At 58.8% G+C, this 17,901-nt stretch carries 12 protein-coding genes; 5 read left to right on the top strand and 7 right to left on the bottom strand.

The window, feature by feature from the left end; genetic code table 11:
* Positions 1 to 67: 67 nt before the first annotated feature.
* A complete protein-coding gene (locus JNN07_29190) occupies positions 68 to 355 on the top strand; it encodes a hypothetical protein (protein MBL9171841.1) in 288 nt (95 codons plus the stop codon).
* A 51-nt stretch (positions 356 to 406) separates the two neighbouring features.
* On the opposite strand, the gene JNN07_29195 is transcribed toward JNN07_29190, so the two are convergent.
* From JNN07_29195 to JNN07_29205, 3 genes are all read right to left on the bottom strand, one after another.
* Entirely contained in the window at positions 407 to 1,885 is a 1,479-nt protein-coding gene (locus JNN07_29195) for an esterase-like activity of phytase family protein (GenBank protein ID MBL9171842.1), read from the bottom strand.
* 179 nt (positions 1,886 to 2,064) lie between these two features.
* On the bottom strand, positions 2,065 to 2,853 hold the full coding sequence (locus tag JNN07_29200; protein ID MBL9171843.1) for a hypothetical protein: 789 nt from the start codon (positions 2,851 to 2,853) through the stop codon (positions 2,065 to 2,067).
* Between the two features lie 285 nt (positions 2,854 to 3,138).
* Entirely contained in the window at positions 3,139 to 6,870 is a 3,732-nt protein-coding gene (locus tag JNN07_29205) for a hypothetical protein (protein ID MBL9171844.1), read from the bottom strand.
* Positions 6,871 to 6,962: 92 nt separating this feature from the next.
* On the opposite strand from JNN07_29205, the gene JNN07_29210 reads away from it, so the two are divergent.
* The 3 genes from JNN07_29210 to JNN07_29220 all read left to right on the top strand — a co-directional run bounded on the left by JNN07_29210 (position 6,963) and on the right by JNN07_29220 (position 11,876).
* A complete protein-coding gene (locus JNN07_29210; protein MBL9171845.1) occupies positions 6,963 to 7,139 on the top strand; it encodes a hypothetical protein in 177 nt (58 codons plus the stop codon).
* Positions 7,140 to 7,472: 333 nt separating this feature from the next.
* Complete coding sequence (locus tag JNN07_29215) at positions 7,473 to 10,376, top strand: PSD1 domain-containing protein (GenBank protein MBL9171846.1); 2,904 nt, start codon at positions 7,473 to 7,475, stop codon at positions 10,374 to 10,376.
* A 12-nt stretch (positions 10,377 to 10,388) separates the two neighbouring features.
* A complete protein-coding gene (locus JNN07_29220; GenBank protein ID MBL9171847.1) occupies positions 10,389 to 11,876 on the top strand; it encodes a DUF1501 domain-containing protein in 1,488 nt (495 codons plus the stop codon).
* A gap of 700 nt (positions 11,877 to 12,576) precedes the next feature.
* Here JNN07_29220 and JNN07_29225 read toward each other — a convergent pair.
* From JNN07_29225 to JNN07_29240, 4 genes are all read right to left on the bottom strand, one after another.
* Entirely contained in the window at positions 12,577 to 13,752 is a 1,176-nt protein-coding gene (locus tag JNN07_29225; GenBank protein MBL9171848.1) for a deoxyhypusine synthase, read from the bottom strand.
* Positions 13,753 to 13,981: 229 nt separating this feature from the next.
* Positions 13,982 to 14,299 (bottom strand): tetratricopeptide repeat protein, encoded by a 318-nt coding sequence (locus JNN07_29230; GenBank protein ID MBL9171849.1) that lies wholly within the window; start codon positions 14,297 to 14,299, stop codon positions 13,982 to 13,984.
* Positions 14,300 to 14,386: 87 nt separating this feature from the next.
* Positions 14,387 to 15,193 (bottom strand): hypothetical protein, encoded by an 807-nt coding sequence (locus JNN07_29235; GenBank protein MBL9171850.1) that lies wholly within the window; start codon positions 15,191 to 15,193, stop codon positions 14,387 to 14,389.
* A gap of 74 nt (positions 15,194 to 15,267) precedes the next feature.
* The gene (locus JNN07_29240) at positions 15,268 to 15,699 is read right to left on the bottom strand and encodes a hypothetical protein (GenBank protein MBL9171851.1); all 432 of its coding nucleotides are present in this window, start codon (positions 15,697 to 15,699) and stop codon (positions 15,268 to 15,270) included.
* A 275-nt stretch (positions 15,700 to 15,974) separates the two neighbouring features.
* Here JNN07_29240 and JNN07_29245 point away from each other — a divergent pair, with 275 nt between their 5' ends.
* Complete coding sequence (locus tag JNN07_29245) at positions 15,975 to 17,720, top strand: HAMP domain-containing protein (protein ID MBL9171852.1); 1,746 nt, start codon at positions 15,975 to 15,977, stop codon at positions 17,718 to 17,720.
* Positions 17,721 to 17,901 lie beyond the last annotated feature (181 nt).

Raw genomic sequence — 17,901 nt, forward strand, 5'->3', positions numbered from 1 at the left:
TTTGTTATACGAGAGACTCCTGCCGGGCAGCCAATTGGTGAATCGGCTCCAGGATTTGGGGTACCGTGTGAGCACAGTTCCAAGCGCTAACAGCTTGGTCGATACCTGCCTACGTGAGAAACCGCTGCTGTTGGTCGTTGACGTTCGTGAGGCCGACGACAAGGTCTGCGCTGCGCTGAGGCAACTCTCCACGAGTCCGGAAACCAATCATATTCCGGTGATCGCCACGGTGCCAGCCCAGTCTCCCGAGGCGGCCGAATCAGCCCGCCAAAGCGGAGTGAAACTCGTGGTGCAGGATTCGGTGATTCTCGCCCATCTGGAACAATTCATCGATCAGGCACTTCAATTGGACTGAGCGCGGGCTCCCTGCACTGCCCCGATGGGCTGCCACCCTGACCGACACCCACTACTGGGCGTTGCGAGCCCCTGGAGCGTCCACTTCGATGGTCAGACGATACGCCAGAAATACGGTGTCATGTTCGGTTCTCAGCGAATGGAGTCCGACGGCATTGTAATCATGCACCAGGCCATCCGCCTGAAGCATCCTCCCTCGGGCGGTCATAAAATCATTATCATTGGCGACAAAGAGAAAGAAATCGTTCGGTCGTTCTGGATCTAACGCCGAAACCATGGCCATACCTTCCCACTTCTCGGAGAAAGTCCGGTGATTGGGAGCGGAGAAGGACGCGTTAAAGCCAAACCGCTGATGATCGGCTGCGGAGAGCAAATCAACAACCGGCACCGAAGCGGCAGGCCTGATGTCCGGCGCCAAAGTCCCTCCCGGAGAAATCGAGTTCGTTCCGCGATCAGTGGAACGCGCGAGGCCCGCGAGGTTGGTCGCCTCCCGAAAGTCCACCAGAATCACCCCCTTGAACACCGCCGGGTTGGTGGTGTTGCTACCCAATCCACTGCTATCCCGGCAGAGAACCAAGAGCTGAGAATCGTTGATCACGACCAACTCGCTCTGAGTCGCCGTTTTGTTGGGCTTGGTTCCTTGTCCCGTTTCGTCGAGGACAGGCAAAGGAACGACGTACTCTCCCACGGGCGCACTGGGTGACATTTCACGACTGACATCGTAGATCAGCAATCGAGCATGCCGTCGGCCGTCCAGGGTCGGCCCGCTGTCTTGAATCAGCGCGCTCTGGGCCAGAGCATACAAACGGGTTTCGGCCGGGTTCATTCCCAGCGCCTCGAATCCCTGATTCATGCGCCTGCCTCTCACCGGGTCGTTGGTCGAGGTGTAAGCGTAAGAGCCCGAGGCGGACATCGGTCGATAGTCCTCCGGCGGCACTATGACCCGATCGATGCGGAGGCTGCGGTCGAAATGGTACAGGTTCGGCCCATATTCGTCGCTAAACCATCCCGAACCATCGGCCTTGATCGCCAAACCCTCGGCATCCACAGCCACTCGTTGAACGTCAACGACAACGCCATCCCGACGTTGCGTCCTCACAAAGGGCAGCTCGGTCCCGAATAGCGAAACGGAATGGGTGCCAGGATCCAAACCCGTGGTCCGGCGTCCCTCCGAAAACTCAAACAAGCTGGATGATCGATACTGAATGCGAATCTGGTCTTGGCTCCGGTCGCTGAGAGCTCTGATTTTTCCGATTTGCTTCCCGCTGCTTGCGCGAGGAACGAACGTGAAGGAGAGCGTATGCAACCGCGCCGCGTAGTCGGAGTAAAAGCCATCCATATTGAAGCCGCGGTCCGGCAGGGTTAAGAACGTGCCCGTGTACCCGTGCTCCGTCCGATGCCAGTCTCGGATCGCCAGAGCCGATACCGAACCAAACGTCTCTCCCCTCTGATCCAAACTCGAAGCCGCCACGCGTCCGACTCCCTGAAGACCATGATTGGTGATGCGCGTTCCACTCAACTGTGCCGCCACAGAAGGGCATGGACCCCCACAGAGGATTCCGAAAACCACCACCCAAAGACTATTGCGCGAGCATATCCGCATCACAGGATCCCTAGATTCACGGCGGAGCGTGACAAGTCAATGACGACACGGAGCCAAATCCGTGACGAAGGCCTACGACTCGAAAGTTACTCGGCCGAGGGCGACCCCTACCTGCTCAACTGCCCCAGGTCCAAAACTCGAAAAAAGTTCCGATCCGCATCTGGCTTCCACACATAGTCCGATCCGAAAGTGGTCACCAACGGTTCCCACGTCAATGGACCATCACTCAGCCTCCGGACCCTTTGCAGCTGGTAGGGACCCTTGCCGCCCCGCCACGTTACCCTCCAGGAATCTGTACTAGTCGAGACTCTCGTAGGCGCCATCATCTGCAAAGGCTCAGGAGTCTTGACTACGACTTCGTAAGGCGGCAATTGGCTTAAGGCACCGATCACGTCCAGGGCCGACACCGTCAAACGCCATGATCCAGGCGGCAGCGTCCAGGTGGCCTGGTAGGGAGGCTGTCGATCGGTGACCGTGTATTGAGGCGTGGCTCCCCCGCCCGAACCGCTCCACTCAAACAAGACGAACTGGACCCCTTGATCGTCGGATGCCTCCACTTGAACGCTGATTTCGTCGCCCTGCCAAAAAATGCTTCCACCCGGCCGCTCCACCCAGCGCAAAATAGGTGGGAGCACTGGAAAGCTGAGGGGATCGCCAGGATGCGAGACCGGTAGCGCCGGATCCACGATCCCATCTCCATCCGGGTCCCCCAGCTCCTCCCCGTTGGTAAACCCATCCTGGTCCGAGTCGAGGAGAGCCAAGGCGACATCCCAGAAAGGCTGACTCCCGATCACCACTTCCTCCACGGCATAGCCAAACAGGTTTCTGGGTCCACCACCACCTGAGTCGTGACAGGTGCTGCATCCATAGACGTTTCCGTTCGGAATTAAGTCCACCCTGTAAGAGCGGGCGTGGAGTGGAAAACAAAGCAGCCCTGGCATGTCGGCGATGAACCCTGAAATCATCATCCAAACGAGCCACCAGGATGCGCGCCAACCTGAAGGCCGGTTTCTTAGGTTAAGATTCTGCATACCCTTCTCGTAATCGTTCCCTGCGCCAATCGCGCGACAGCCTGGTGAACAGCCCGTAAAAGGAAGAAGCCGGAGGACTCCCTCCGGCTTCTTTGGGTTGGCCTACTGAAAGGCGACGTGCGGGCGTCTTTCAGCGTGGATTAGTGCTGATCAAGGAATGACCAGACGATAATACCGCTGCGGAGCGCCTGCGGAGGCGGTGGTGTCAATGAACAGATAAGGCGAGGAAGGCAGGGTCAGGTTCGTCAACGACTGCCAGCTGGCCGCATTCGCGGAGTTAGCATACTCGACCCGATACTGGCCACCCACGGTTCCCTGGAACACCATGCCCATGAACAACGCGGGATTGGTGAGTTGAGGACCGGCCGGGTTGACCTTCACGGTGGCCGGATTACTCGTAACGGTACCATCGGGTCCCGTCACAGCCACGGTGTAAACTGCCCCCGACTGGTTCAGCGGCAGGTTGTAGAGGGTCAATGAGGAACCGGTAGCTCCCGGAATGGCCTGCCCGTTGACAAACCATTGATAGGAGAACGGGCCGTTGCCTTGAGCCACACCGCCCAGGACCAGAGGAGTGCCAACCGTAATGTTCTGGCTCTTGGGCGAGACGCGCAGAGAAGGATATGCAGCGACCGGCTGCAGATACATCGCATTGAGCTGGCCATGTTCGATCAATTCGCCGGGGATCCGAGCATGTGCTTGGCTACCAAAGATCAGCCAACCCGCCCCGAGGATGTCTTCCATGTCAATGATGCCAGAGGATTCCTCATCGCGAGTCAGGAAAGCAGACCCGCCGGTGCTGAAGAATTTACGATCACCCGCAGCCAACTCGGTGAGCGAGCCCAGAACGGGATCAAAAACCCAGATCTTGGCGAGGCGGTCGTTGTTGCCCGGGTCTTCCTGCAGAAGGATTCGGCTGTCCTTGAGAATGGTCATGTTGTCCAGCATAACCCCCTGCTCATTCGAGTTGGCCAGGCCGGTCCCGATCGGTCCGTCCAATACCAGTTCGATGAACCCACCGTCCTCCGGCCGGGCAATGTCATTGAAGCAGAGCCGCCACAGGCGAGAGGCAGCAGTGACGTTGGCGCCGGAAGCACGACCCGTGGTGACGAAGTAAAAGTCGCTGGGGCGGTTAGGATCCCAAGCTCCGTCTTCGACACGGAAGAAGCTGGTGCCTCCACTCAGACCGGCGAAGTCCATCTCCGCCTCACTGAGCCCGGAAACATCCCCGATGCGATGTAGCTTGAAGTCAACCTTCGTCCGCCATGCTTTGGATCCAATGGCCTTCTCGTTGGTTTCAAAGGGCACATACGAACCCTGGTCTTCAACGCGAACGACATAGGTGACAGCGGGGTGCAGGCCGGCCTTCTGGATCAACGATCCGGTCGTGCTCTTGAGGCCGATACTGACATAGACCTGACTGTTGGTCAGTTCGCTGTCATCCAAGCCCATGACAATTGTCTTATCTTGGGCGAACGGGCTCGCGACCGCATTCTCCCAAGCAAACAATCCCAGGTAAGGCAGCTCATAGCTATTGCCCTTCTCCGGGCCCGTGGCAATGTGCGCAAAGGCACGACCACCCAACTCGCGCGGAGCGCCGTCCTCTTCCCCATTTAGGAAGATCCGATCCATCACGCCCTTGCCGGTGTAGGGATTATAGAAGGCTTCCACCGCGGCCAGTTCTCCAGCGCAGAATCGAGAGAAGTGATAGTCGGTCGCGGGATCGAAGAGACGATGCTGATAGGTCGTCCGATCCCACACGTGAACGCCGTTGGCTTTGATGAGGTCGCTTCCGGACACGGCAACCAGGTTCGACTTGCTGATCACCCATTCCGAGATAAACGCACCCTTGCCACCGTAGGCACGTGTGATGCCCAATGCCGCCGCCGAGTTGGTGATCACGACCTGGCTCAGGTTGGTGATCACTTCGTTTTGGGCGTTGGTGGTCACGAGGGACACATTATTGGTGACGTAAGACTCAGTACCCAAGCCGCCCGGCAGATTTCCGCCACGCGCCTCGTGGTTTACCAGCAGCGTAAAGGTGCCGTTGCCGTTGTCATAAGCGCCCATTCCGTCCGGGAGACCAACCATTTTGTAACCGGCAACGTCCGGCTTGAGCGGGTCAGCAACGGTCACCATGGAGTGGACCGTGACATGGTAGCCACCCGCGGCGGCAGCCTCATAGGAGGGCTTGTAGTAAGGCTCTACCGAGGTGCTGGCCGTGTTGAGGGGAAGCTGAGAGACATGCATCGCGACCAACTGGCCATGCTCCACCAACTCTCCAGGAATGCCTCGGTGCATCTGAATGTCCCACAAGAACCAGCCCTCTCCAAGAATATGGGAGACATCCATGATACCCGACGCTTCTTCGTCGATGGTCAGAAACCGGGAAGCTCCCGTCGTGGCGAACTTGCGATCGGCCTGAGCGATGTCGGTAAGGTCCAGGGTCTGAGGATCAAACATCCACACCCGGGCAAGGCGGTTATTGCCACCCGGATCTTCTTGGATCATGATTTTCCCAGCCCGGGTGACATCCATGTTGTCCATCATCACCGGAGCCGCACCAGATCCTGCAACATTCGATCCCACGGGCCCTTCAAGCATCACTTCGATGGTTCCGCCGGCGGTCGGGTTGCCGAGATCATCGAACCGCAGACGCCACAGTCGGGAGGCATGCGTGACTGCGTTTCCAGACGCCCGTCCGGTCGTTACGCAGTAGAAGTCGTTCGGATGAGTGGGATCCCAATTACCATCCTCCACCCGGAAGAACGCGGTGGTGTTGGAGATGCTCAAGCTCTCCAGTTCAGCGATGGACAGATTCGCAGCATTCTCCAATTTGAAGAGGCTGAAGCGAGCCGAGGTCACGCGATTGGTCAGGCCGAGAGCTTTGTCATTGGACTCGTTGGCCACGAGCACCCCGTTGTCCTCGACGCGAACGGCATACAGGCTACCGTTGTGCAAACCCGCCTTTTCGATCTCGAGTCCAGCGGATTGCTTGGTGCCGACATAGACATACATCTGGCTGTTGTCGAGACCGCCATCATCCATGCCCATGACAATCGTCAGGTCCTGTGGAGTTGGACACGCGACGGAATTCTCCCAGGAGAAATAACCGAGGTAAGGAAGTTCATAGCTGGTTCCTTTTTCGGGACCGCTGACAATGTGGGCGAATGCCCGGCCGAAGGCGAATTCCTCGCCGTTCATATAAAGGCGGGTTTGAGTTCCCTTGCCCGTGGCCGGGTTGTAGAACGCGGTCGACAGGGGGAGGTCACCAGCACAAAAGCGGCTCAAGTGAAAATCGCCCGCGACATCGAAGGGACGGAATGCCGACAGAGTGCGGTCCCAAATCATCACGTTCTGAATGAGATCCTGTCCTGAAACTACCGACAGGTCGTTCTTTTTGAACACCCATTCGGAAACGGTGGCTCCGGTGCCGCCGTAGGCACGAGGCACGCCCGAAGCGACACCATTCGTAACCGAGGTGATCGCCCCGGTCAAAGCGTTCGTCGAGTAAGAGACAATCCCCTGCCCACCCGCAGCCGAACCACCGAAGATCTCGTGATTCATCAGCACGGTGAAAGTTCCATCCCCATTGTCAAAGGCCCCCAATCCATCCGGCAGGCCGAGCATTTTGTACCCATTCACGCTGGGATAGACGGGGTCAGCGACCGTCAGGAGGGAGCGAATCTCCACCGCATAACCCTTGGCCGTAGCCTGGGGCGAGGGTTTATAGTAGGGCTCGACCGAGGTACTCGGTCCAGTGTAGCCGTATTGGGCCTCGGCAACGGAAGTCATCAAAACGGAGCCGGCACACAGCACTGCGGCCGTGACGCCGGAGGAGGGCCATCCGCTCCCTCTGATTGTCGGAGATTTTATGTTCATCGTGGTTGTGGGTTGTTGGTTGAGCAAAGCTCGCACACTCCGCGGGGAGCGTTCGAGCGGGTAGAGTTCTAGGCAAGGTCTGTTACGTCAGCATGGCCGATCTGCAAAAATCGGGCGCGTACGCGGCAACAATCAAGTTGCGAGCAGATGCTGGCGTCATGGCAGAGCTGTCGTTTCTGTCCGAAAAGAACCAATGGGCTACGGAGTGCACCCTCCCGAAAGCAGCTGGCCTGATGGGTCCGAAATGGAAAATGAGCAATGTGCAATGAACAATGACCAATCCTCGCCGATTCCGAGGGGGGATTGCACATTGTTCATTGCTCATTTCACATTGCACATTGGGGGAATGGGGAGTGGGCCGACACGGCCCACACTACAATTGTGGCACGTCCGTCCTCGGACGATCCCCCAACCCCGAGCTCAGCGGGTGAGACCTTCGCTCTCGCTCAGAACTTGTCACCCCGACGCCAATGTTTGCTTAACTCCATGAGCAACAAGCACCAAAACCGTCCCTCCCCCCTTCGGACGCAAGACATCTTGAATACTCGCTGGTTGGACAAAGTCACCTTCCTTGGACAAGATAGCTCATCCACTCACTTTACATGAATCGGTCTTTCACAGCTCAACTTGGGGTCATCGGGACCGGAGTCCTGATGATGTTATCCGAGAGCCTCGGCGAGGCCGCTCAATCTGGTGACAAACAGATCGACTTCAGCCGGGACATTCGTCCCCTATTCGCCAAGCACTGCACCGCCTGCCATGGAGGCGTCAAAGCGGCGGGAAACGTCTCCTTCCTCTACCGCGAAAAAGCTCTGGCCACGGGAAAATCTGGCGCGCATGCCGTGGTGCCCGGCAAGCCCGAATCGTCAGAGATCATGCGCCGCGTCACCAGCACCGATCCCGATGAGGTCATGCCCAAGCCGGACCACGGTCCAGCACTGACAGCCGCGGAGATCGAGGCACTTCGACGCTGGATAGAGGAGGGAGCCGCCTGGAGCGAGCACTGGTCCTTCATGCCTCCTGTCGAAGCCAAGCTCCCCGCAGTGAAGAACTCCACCTGGCCAAGAAGTGTGGCCGATGTTCACGTCCTAGCCCGATTGGAAGCGGAAGGGCTCAGCCCTTCCAGCGAAGCCTCCCCGGCTCAATGGCTCCGCCGAGTCTCCCTGGACCTCACCGGACTTCCACCCACGCCGGAAGCCTACCAGGACTTCGTCAAAGCCTGGTCGTCCCAACCGGAAGCGGCCAAGCAGCGAGTTGTGGACGAACTCCTCGCTTCACCTAGCTTCGGCGAACGGTGGGGATCCATGTGGTTGGATCTCGCGCGCTATTCGGATACCTATGGGTTCGAAAAGGACCCTCATCGAGACATCTGGCCTTGGCGCGATTGGGTGATCCGAGCGTTCAACGCCGACCTGCCCTTCGATCAGTTCACCATCAAGCAGCTGGCGGGGGACCTTCTGCCGCAACCCACAGCTGATGACCTGCTCGCCACCGCGTTCCATCGCAACACTCAAAACAACACCGAAGGAGGCACGGACGATGAGGAGTATCGCACGGCTGCCGTGCTGGACAGGGTCAACACGACCTGGACCGCGTGGCAAGCCACCACCTTCGGCTGTGTCCAATGCCATGCACATCCCTACGATCCCTTCCCCCACCCCGACTACTACCGATTCGCCGCTTTTTTCAACAGCAGTGAGGACTGCGATCAGGATGACGACTATCCTCGGTTTCTGTTCCCCAAAGACACCGCGCGAAGAGAGGAAGCCCTGCAGACGCAGCGGGCCATCCGACGCGACCGCGAGGCGTTGAATCAAGAGGGACTCAAGATTGTCGACGCAGTCACGGACTGGAAAACGGTACAACCCCTCAGCGCCACGGCTAGCAGCGGAACGCTCACGATCTCGAAGGAAGGCCGTGTCGACGCCAGCGGCACACTTCCCATCTCCGTCACCTATACTCTGCGAGTGCCAGCCATCCCCGGCACGACAGCTTTTCGATTGGCTATCGAACCTGATTCATCCAACCCCAACAAGGCGCCAGAGCGTGGACAAATCTTCTCCAAACTGACGGCAGTCCTGGTGGCGCCAGGCATTTCGAATCAACCGGTGAAGTTCAAGGAGGTGATCGTGGATTACCTGGCGGGTGCCCGGGATCCCCGCCGGGTTATCGAGCCAGAGGGCGGAGGCGGGTTCGGCAGCTACCCGGTAATGACGAATCCGCGCCACGGTTTCCTTATCCTGGAAACCCCCCTACCCAAGGTGGAAGGCGCAGTTCTACAGCTCACGATCGACCATGGCATCGCCGCCAACTCGATTCAAGGATGCCCCCTGCGACATTTCTCTCTCTCCTCATCCCAAGATCAGCGGCTGACCGACTTCGTGACCTTCCCAACCCGGCTCATGGCCTGGGCACGCTGGCATCTGCTGCGTCAACAGCTGAAGGACCTGGCCGGAGTGAATGTACCCCTAATGGTTGAGCGTCCGGCTTCAGCCCAGCGCGAAACGCGTGTGTTCATCCGTGGAAACCGCGTCACGTTGGGGGATCGCGTGGAACCCGGGATTCCCAACGTGGTGCATCCTCCTCAAAAAACCGGCGCCTTGGATCGAATGGATATGGCTCGCTGGCTCGTGGGCGATGCCAATCCGCTGACCGCACGAGTTCTGGCCAACCGCCTTTGGGCTGAGGTCTTCGGTCGAGGCATTGTGGAGACGCTGGAAGACTTCGGAACTTCCGGTGCACGACCAACTCACCCGGAGCTTTTGGACCACCTCGCCCTTCGACTGAGAGGCGAGCTAGGCTGGTCTATCAAGCGATTCCTCCGCGAGATCGTGCTCTCCGCCACCTATGCCCAGTCGGCGAAATGTCCTCCGGAGTTACTCGAGAAGGATCCCTCCAACCGCCTTTATGCCCGGGGTCCTCGGGTTCGGCTCACTGCCGAAATGGTCCGTGACCAGGCGCTCGTCGTGTCCGGACAGCTCGCCCCCCGCCTGTTCGGAAATCCGGTGTATCCTCCCCAGCCCGACGGCATCTGGAGCACCGTATACAGCGGCGACAGCTGGCGGACCTCGAAGGGTGCGGACCGGTATCGACGAAGCATCTACACTTACCACCGGCGAACCAGCGGCTATCCGGGCTTCCTGACCTTCGATGCTCCGACGCGAGACGCCTGCACCGCCCGACGCATTCCCAGCAACACGCCCCTTCAAGCACTGGTGACCCTCAACGACCCGGCGTTCATCGAGTTGGCACAATCGCTGGCCACCCGGATGGAGAAATCCGCCGCGACTCCCGAGCAGCGCATCGCCTTCGGCGCCCAACTGCTGAGCCTCGACGCGCCCTCACCAACGATGCTAGACACGTTGACGCGTCTCTACCGTTCAGCGATCGAAGAGTATCGATCCGATTCGACCACCCGTGAAAAGCTGGCTTCCACGCCCGAGCGAGCCGCACTGGTCCTGGTGGCCAACACCCTCCTGAACCTCGATCCGTTTATTGTCCGCTAACGCCTGAACGCCATGAACTCCCTTGCCCAGTTTCAATACGAACGCCTGCTTCAGCAGACGCGAAGGCACTTCCTGCGTGACTGCAGCGCGGGCCTAGGCGCTCTGTGGTTCGCCAACGCGACAGCCGGCCAGGCGCAGGCCGCCGCGCACGCATCGGCCAAGGATCCCGCGCGGCCGCTCCGGCCGAGTGCTCCGCATTTCGCGGCGCGGGCTAAACGAGTGATCTACCTGCACATGGCAGGTTCTCCCAGCCAGCTCGAACTCTTCGACTATAAGCCGGAATTGGCCAAGCAGGACGGAAAGGACTGCCCGCGGGCATTCCTCGAAGGAAAGAAGTTCGCCTTCATCCAGGGCATTCCCAAAATGTTGGGCCCACAGTTCGGCTTCAAGCAGCACGGGCAATCTGGTCAGTGGATTTCTGATCGGTTACCGCAGTTTGCCCAGGTCGCCGATGACATCTGCTTTATCAAGTCGATGTACACCGATCAATTCAACCACGGCCCAGCCCAACTGCTCATGCACACCGGCAGCCAGAATCCCGGTTTTGCCAGTGCGGGGGCCTGGGCCACCTATGGGCTCGGTTCGCAAAACCAGAATCTGCCCGGCTTCATCGTCCTGACCAGTGGCGGTAAAAACCCCGATGCAGGCAAGTCGGTGTGGGGATCCGGCTTCCTCCCCTCGGTCTATCAGGGTGTGCAATGTCGATCTCAAGGCGACCCCGTGCTGTTCCTTTCGGATCCTCCCGGAATCACCCGATCGCAACGACGTCGGACTCTCGACGCCATTACCGAGATCAACCAGCAGGCAGCCAAAGACATGGGAGATCCGGAGACATTGACCCGCATAGCCCAGTACGAGATGGCCTTCCACATGCAGGTCGACGCGACCGACGCCTTCGACATCAGCCGCGAGCCGGCGCACATCCACGAGCTTTATGGCACGCAGCCGGGAAAAGAATCGTTCGCCAACAACTGTCTGCTCGCGCGACGCTTGGCCGAGCGCGGAGTGCGGTACATCCAGCTGTTTGATTGGGGATGGGATAGCCATGGCGCTTCAGAAAGCGAGGCGCTCAACGGAGGTTTCAAAGGCAAGTGCACCAGCGTGGATCGTCCCCTCATGGCGCTTATCATGGACCTAAAGCAGCAGGGCTTGTTGGAAGACACCCTGGTCATCTGGAGTGGCGAGTTCGGGCGGACCCCGATGCGGGAAAACCGGGCCGGTGTGGAGATGAAATTCATTGGCCGCGATCACAACCCCAGCGCCTTCACTGTCTGGATGGCTGGCGGAGGCGCGAAGCCGGGTTTGTCCTACGGAGAGACCGACGAGTTCGGCTACCAAGCCGTGACCGACCGCGTTTCCGTGCACGACCTGCACGCCACCCTGCTCGCGCTCCTCGGATTCGACCACCTCAAGTTCACCTACCCGGTGGCCGGCGTGAACATGCGCTTGAGCAACGTCACCAAACCCGGCAGCCAAGTCGTGAAAGGGCTCATCGCCTAGAGGGCACTCGGGCGGGGAGACTGGACCTCAAGGACTTCCACATTGTGTTTCTGGAGAGGGGACACCTCCGAAAAACGGACGTGAATCGGGGCCATGAACCTGGTGGCAAGGGAGCGAGCTGGGCAGCGCCAGCGTTTCACACGTTGTCAGCAGGTCCCGAACCCGCAGGGTTCAAAGAGATCTAGCCGGGGGTGCTCGCACCCCCGGAACCGTTAAAAGTACGGAGCATCGCGCAGCGATGCCACCGCCTGCCGAGACTTGCGTCACCCGACTCAAGGAACCTCATCGGTTTGTGAGTCCGTTCGCCAACCGGTGGCACACCTTTCAGGGTGCGGCGGGAACGGGAACGGAATTCCGGGGATCTTCGATCGCCCGGCTAATCTCTTGGAACCCTTCCGGGTTCTCGGCTTCGGCCTCAGGAACTCAGGCGGAGAAGGGAGTTTCACCTCCGATCCCTTCAGGATTCTTAATCCGTGGAATCAGCGAAATCCGTGGTTCACCAGTTGCTCTCCCTCTCTGCGCTTTTCCCGCCTCTGCGGTGTAAGTCCGCTCGGGCTTGGTTTTAGTGCTCCTCCGCGTTCTCCGAGCCTCCGCGAGAAAAGATCCCTCCCCTGACTCGGAAGGACTGCCGAAATCTCTCGCGGAGGCACGGAGAGCGCGGAGAGGAAAGAGTTCATGCAGAGTCCGACGGCCTGCTCGGCTACTTGGGTAGTCCGATCGAGCTGCTGCGCTTCGCGATCTTACGACTCGTCTTGATCTTGGAAACGGTTCCCGTGGCCAAATACATGGAGCGAACCTTGTCCAGAATCGCATCGCGCCGGTCATACAGCCGCTTCAGCTTGCGCGGTTTGACGCGGCTCAGCACATACGCGGTCAAAAGCGGCAGCGTGATCGTGCTGTCCGCGTAACAGACCACCGAATCCGGCAGCTTATCCGGGTCCACCTTTCCCCAGCTCACCGCTTCAGCAGGCGTTGCTCCGCTCAGACCACCCGTATCGGGTCGTGCGTCGGTGCACTGCAAAAAATAGTCGTGGCCCTTTTCCTTGATGCCCATCACCTCCTGAATCTGGGGCTCGGTCTGCAACATGAAGTTCTTCGGACTTCCGCCGCCGAAAATCAGGACGCTGCTGGTATGTCCGGTCGATTTCGCATGATACACGATGCCAGCGGTCTGATTGACGTCACGGTTGACGTCAAACATCAGCTTGGAATCACGGAGCGCCATGGCAGCGACATTCATTCCGATCGAGCTGTCCCCGGGGCTGCTCGTGAAGATTGGAATGCCACATTCGTAGGCGGTCGCCAACATGCTCGAGTCTTTTAGCCCCAGTTTGCGGCCGCGCGCGTGGACATACTTGCCGAGCAGGTAGTGAAACTCGTCGGTGCCCATCGGACGCTGAAACTCAGGGCCCTGAATCACTTCGCGAACAAACGCATCGGTGTCCAGCAACACATTGTAGTCGAAAAGCACGTCGTAGATCCGAATAACGCCATCCTGGTGCAGAGACACATCATCCAAGAAGGGGCTGCCGCGATGGAGCGCCATATCCAAACCGAAATGAAGATCGTGATAGAGATTTGCTCCGGTGGAAACAATCCAATCCACAAACCCTGCCTTCATCAATGGAATGAGGCAGCTCTTCCCCAGACCAGCCGGAGTAAGCGCTCCGGTGAGGCTCATCCCAATGAATCCTTCCTTGGGCAGCATCTTGCGAGCAAGCAAATGCGCCGCCTCGCGGAGCCGCCCCCCATTGTAAGCCAAAAGAGATTGATCGATCAGGTCGGCGGCAGAGATGTCCTTGCCAACCCCCAAGGGATTCAGGCGCGGATACGCGGCGAACTTGCGGGACAATGGATGCGACGGTTTCTTGCTCATAAAATGTGGGCGGAGTGTGGGGTAAGCCGGACGCTCTGAGAAGAAAAAGTCGTCTTCAATCTAGAAACCGCAGTTGATGAACCACGGATTGCACGGATCTCACAGATCAAGAAAGAGATCCCATCGGCAATGTGTTGCGGGGTAATCCCCCGGAAAGGGCTGGAAGTGAACTCCAGAAGTTCCTTTCCATCCGAGTCATCTGAGAAATCCGTGGTTAAGGCTGCCGTTTTCAGCAAGACTTGAGCTCCTCAAGCAGCATCTCCAATTCCGCCTGCGGTCCCTCGTGATGTTGATCGATGGCGAGTCGCAGCCCCCGCTCAAAGGCTGCCCGAGCCTGTTCGCGGCAACCGAGCGCGAGCTCGCACTTCCCCAGCAAAATTTGAACAACCATCCATTCCGGCTTCTGCCGCAGGGCAGTCTCGAAGTGGGTTTTGGCTTCCGCGAAACGATTAGCATCGTAAAGCGCCTTTCCCAGGCTGAAGCGCGCCAGACCGTTCTCGGGATTCTTTTGCAACAGGGTCTCAAATCGCTGAATGGCTTCGCTCATCTGCCCAGCGAACCAGATTCAGTCGAACTTGAAAACAAGGAATACCCGAACGCCATCCCAGGCAGCTGGGTTCCGAATCTCCGAAAGCTACTTGGGCCCGGGCCCGAACGTCCACGAGAGATAGGTGCCAATAATGGTCCTGTCCGGGGTGTTTCTGCCGGACACATTCCAACTCGCATAGAGACTCCAGCTGATGGATCGTGGCAGAGCCAACGTGATACCAGTCTCCACGAGACGGTTGATCTCACGGACTTCCTGCCAGCTCCCCACGAACCCAGGCCCGAGGATGTCGACTCCGGTCAGACTCTGCTCGTGGCGGTAAGCTGCGTTGAAACGAATCCAGTGGGCCGGCCCATAACTCAACCCGGCGGTGCCGAAAACATCGGCGGGAACGCCCTCCGCACGGTGGCGATAGCCCAGGTCGCCATAGACCGTGAGCCCCGAGCGGCCGATCGCTTTGGCGAATAGCAAAGCCAGTTCGCCGCCCGACGCCCCATCCCCTGGATGAGTGGGGGGCAATCCCCTGTGCAGATCGTAAGTGCCTTCCACGATGGCTCCGAGACGCACGGCGAGCGTAGGCCGACTCGGTCGAGTGCGATGCTCGCGCAACAACTGGTAGCGGATCCCTAGACTGGAATCCGTAAGCCCCTCCTCGCTTCGTATTGGCAGATGCGTGCTTACGTAGCCCATCGATGCGTCCAAGGCCACCCGACGGCTGACGCCATACTCGCACCCGAGCTGCACGGTGTGCTGTTTCAGCTCCCCGGAAATCCCTAAATCTGAAAGTGAGTATCGCGTGTCGCCCGCCCAAAAATGGTCGAACACCTGAAACGAATACCCGGGTGACAGAACCCAGTGCCTGGGTGGAGGCAGATAGGCTGAATATTGAGCCACTAGGGGAAGTGCTCCCAGGGCGAACATCAAAGCCGCCCATAGGCAGCAGGAGAGCTGCTTTGACAATCGATAATTCACGCCGCCTTTCTCTTCCCGGCGGACTTGCCGAGAAATCGTTCCGTAACAAAATACTCCAGCGCTTCCATTTGGGCGCCACTGAGTCGACCGGCAAACTGCACCACGCGATCGGCGGACTTGGATTGTGATGAAGGAAGTCTTTTTGCCAGTGCCTGAAGTCGGTCTCCTTGTTCCGCCGCCGCTTTAGCATCCATCTCCGGCAATCGCAGCATGCCGGCATACAGTCGGCGCCCCAGTTCAAACCTATCGACATCCAACCCTTCGTCCATGGTATTCAGACCGGATTGGGGCAATGCGCTATGTCGGTAGGATCCCGACGCCTCCACATGTGAGGGGTCGAGCCCCACCAGCACTCCGAGGCTGATCGCCGACGCCCGAAGCACGCTGCTTCGTAGCCAATTCCTAAGTGTGTGTATCCCAAATCCCATAGGCATTGTGCTGCTTGGATCGAGCGCAGTTGCCGACCAGTGGATAACTCATAAGAGAGACTGTCATTTCCGGACTATGAATCGGCAGGAACCCGTTCAGCTCAAGACAGACTCCGAGTGTCGTCGCGAAGCCGTTTCAAGGTTCGTGGAATCCTGCCGATCACGAGACAGGCGAGCTAGGGGAGCGGAGAGCGGCAGGACTTTTACCGGTCCGCTGATCCAATCCTGACGCCCTGCCCGGCTGAGGGCGATCCCCGGCCACAGATTAGAATCCGATGACACAGAGTGACGCAGTCAAGGTCCCCGGGGGTTCAGGCGCACGCCGATCTTTCAGTGCCCAGCTGGCCATCTTTGGCACCCTGTTGGTGGTCATCTCGGTGGGGTTGTGCGCTGGTTTGGCTTTTTACTCGCGGAAAGAGGCTCTGAAGGTGGCCGCCGGGAATGAGCTTCTCGCCATTGTTCATTCTACCGCGGCAGCGATCGACGGCGACATCCACGAGCAGGTGCATCGCGATGGTCACGGAAAGATCGAACCTTGGCCCGCGTTCCAGGCACTTCAACAGCTCCTGTCCGAGGTCAAGACCCGGAACAGACTCTCCGGCCATGGCAGTCCCATTTACACGCTCAGGAAATGCGAGGACTTCAACAAGCTCAACGAGCTGGAATTCGTCATCATGAGCGATCGGGAGCCCGATGGAGAATTCATTGTTGGTTCCCGCTATGTCGCACAACCGCATCTCAAGCGAGCCCTCGAAGGTGTCTCTACCGTCACCGGCATCTACCGGGATGAGGAAGGTCTTTGGCTTTCCGCGGCAGCTCCCATCCGAGCCAAGGACGGAAGGGTCGTTGGAGTCCTGCAAGCGGACCGGCCCGTGAACTACTTCCACGAAGAGGCAAAAAGAAGCGCCCTCTGGATCCTCAGCACAGCGGCCGTCAGCATTCTCATCGCCTGGCTATTGACGTGGGGCTACGCCCGGTCGATTGTTCGTCCTGTCACCGCACTTGCGGCTGCCACTGCTCAGGTTGCCAGAGGGAATCTCCAAATACGAGTAGCGCCCGGAGGCAACGACGAACTGGGGGATTTGTCCCGGGGATTCAACGCCATGACGGAAACGTTGTGCGCGGCTCAAGCCAGGGACCTCGACCAACGGAAAGAAATGGCCCTCTCGCAGATAGCCACGGAAAAGGCGAATCGGCAACTCGAGGCCATGAATGTCGAGTTGGAGCGATCCTATGACGAACTCTGCCGGCTCGCGACCGAGGCCCAGTCGGCTAGCGCCGCCAAAAGCGAGTTCTTGTCGGTGATGAGCCACGAGCTGAGGACCCCGCTCAACGGAGTGATCGGCCTCGCATCGATCTTGGAGGCGAGCGGTCTGGACGAGGAATCAACCGACTCCGCCAAAACAATTCGCAAGAGCGGAGAGGGTCTGCTGGAGATGATCGAGAACGTGCTGATGTACACCGAGCTCGATCGTGGCACGTTAAGCACCGGAAGCTCAGTGCTCAACCTTCAACAACTGGCACAAGAAACCGCGGGGCGCTTCGCGGAAGACGCGATCGCCAAACAGATCTCCCTGCGCGTGGCTTTCTCACCATCGGCCGAAGGGTCGTTCCAAGGAGACGCCGTTCGTATTCAACGGGTCCTCTCCTGCCTTATCAACAACGCCGTCAAATTCACCCCTCAAGGTGAGGTGGACGTGCTGGCCGAGTTCCTCCTCGGCGACAACAGCGTCGATGAACTAGGACCGAAAGGTCAGCTTCGAGTGCAGATCCGCGATACCGGGATCGGCATTTCTGCAGAACAATCCTCCTTAGTCTTCCAACCCTTCACACAGGCCGACTCCTCCATGACCCGCCAGCATGGCGGCATCGGAATCGGTCTCGCCTTGGTCAAAAAGCTGGTGGAATCCATGGGGGGAGGCATCACGTTCCAGGGCAATGCAAAAGGACCGGGAACCACTTTCGAGGTGCTTCTTCCGATCCGGAAGGCAGTCGGCCAGGGTGAACAGCGGGCAGCCTAAGCCGGATCCCCCCGTGCCACCCGTCGGGGCTTGGGGGTCAGTTCTGAATGGCGGTTAGTTAAGTCCTAAGCGTTTTTTGGAGAGACGTTTGCGACGAGGAGGATTGGGGAGGTTTGAGAGCATGTATTCGGCGGTTATTTGCTGCATTTGGAGGAGCGTTTCCCAGACCTTCCGTTGGTTG

Source organism: Verrucomicrobiales bacterium (assembly GCA_016793885.1).
Classification (GTDB): domain Bacteria; phylum Verrucomicrobiota; class Verrucomicrobiia; order Limisphaerales; family UBA11320; genus UBA11320.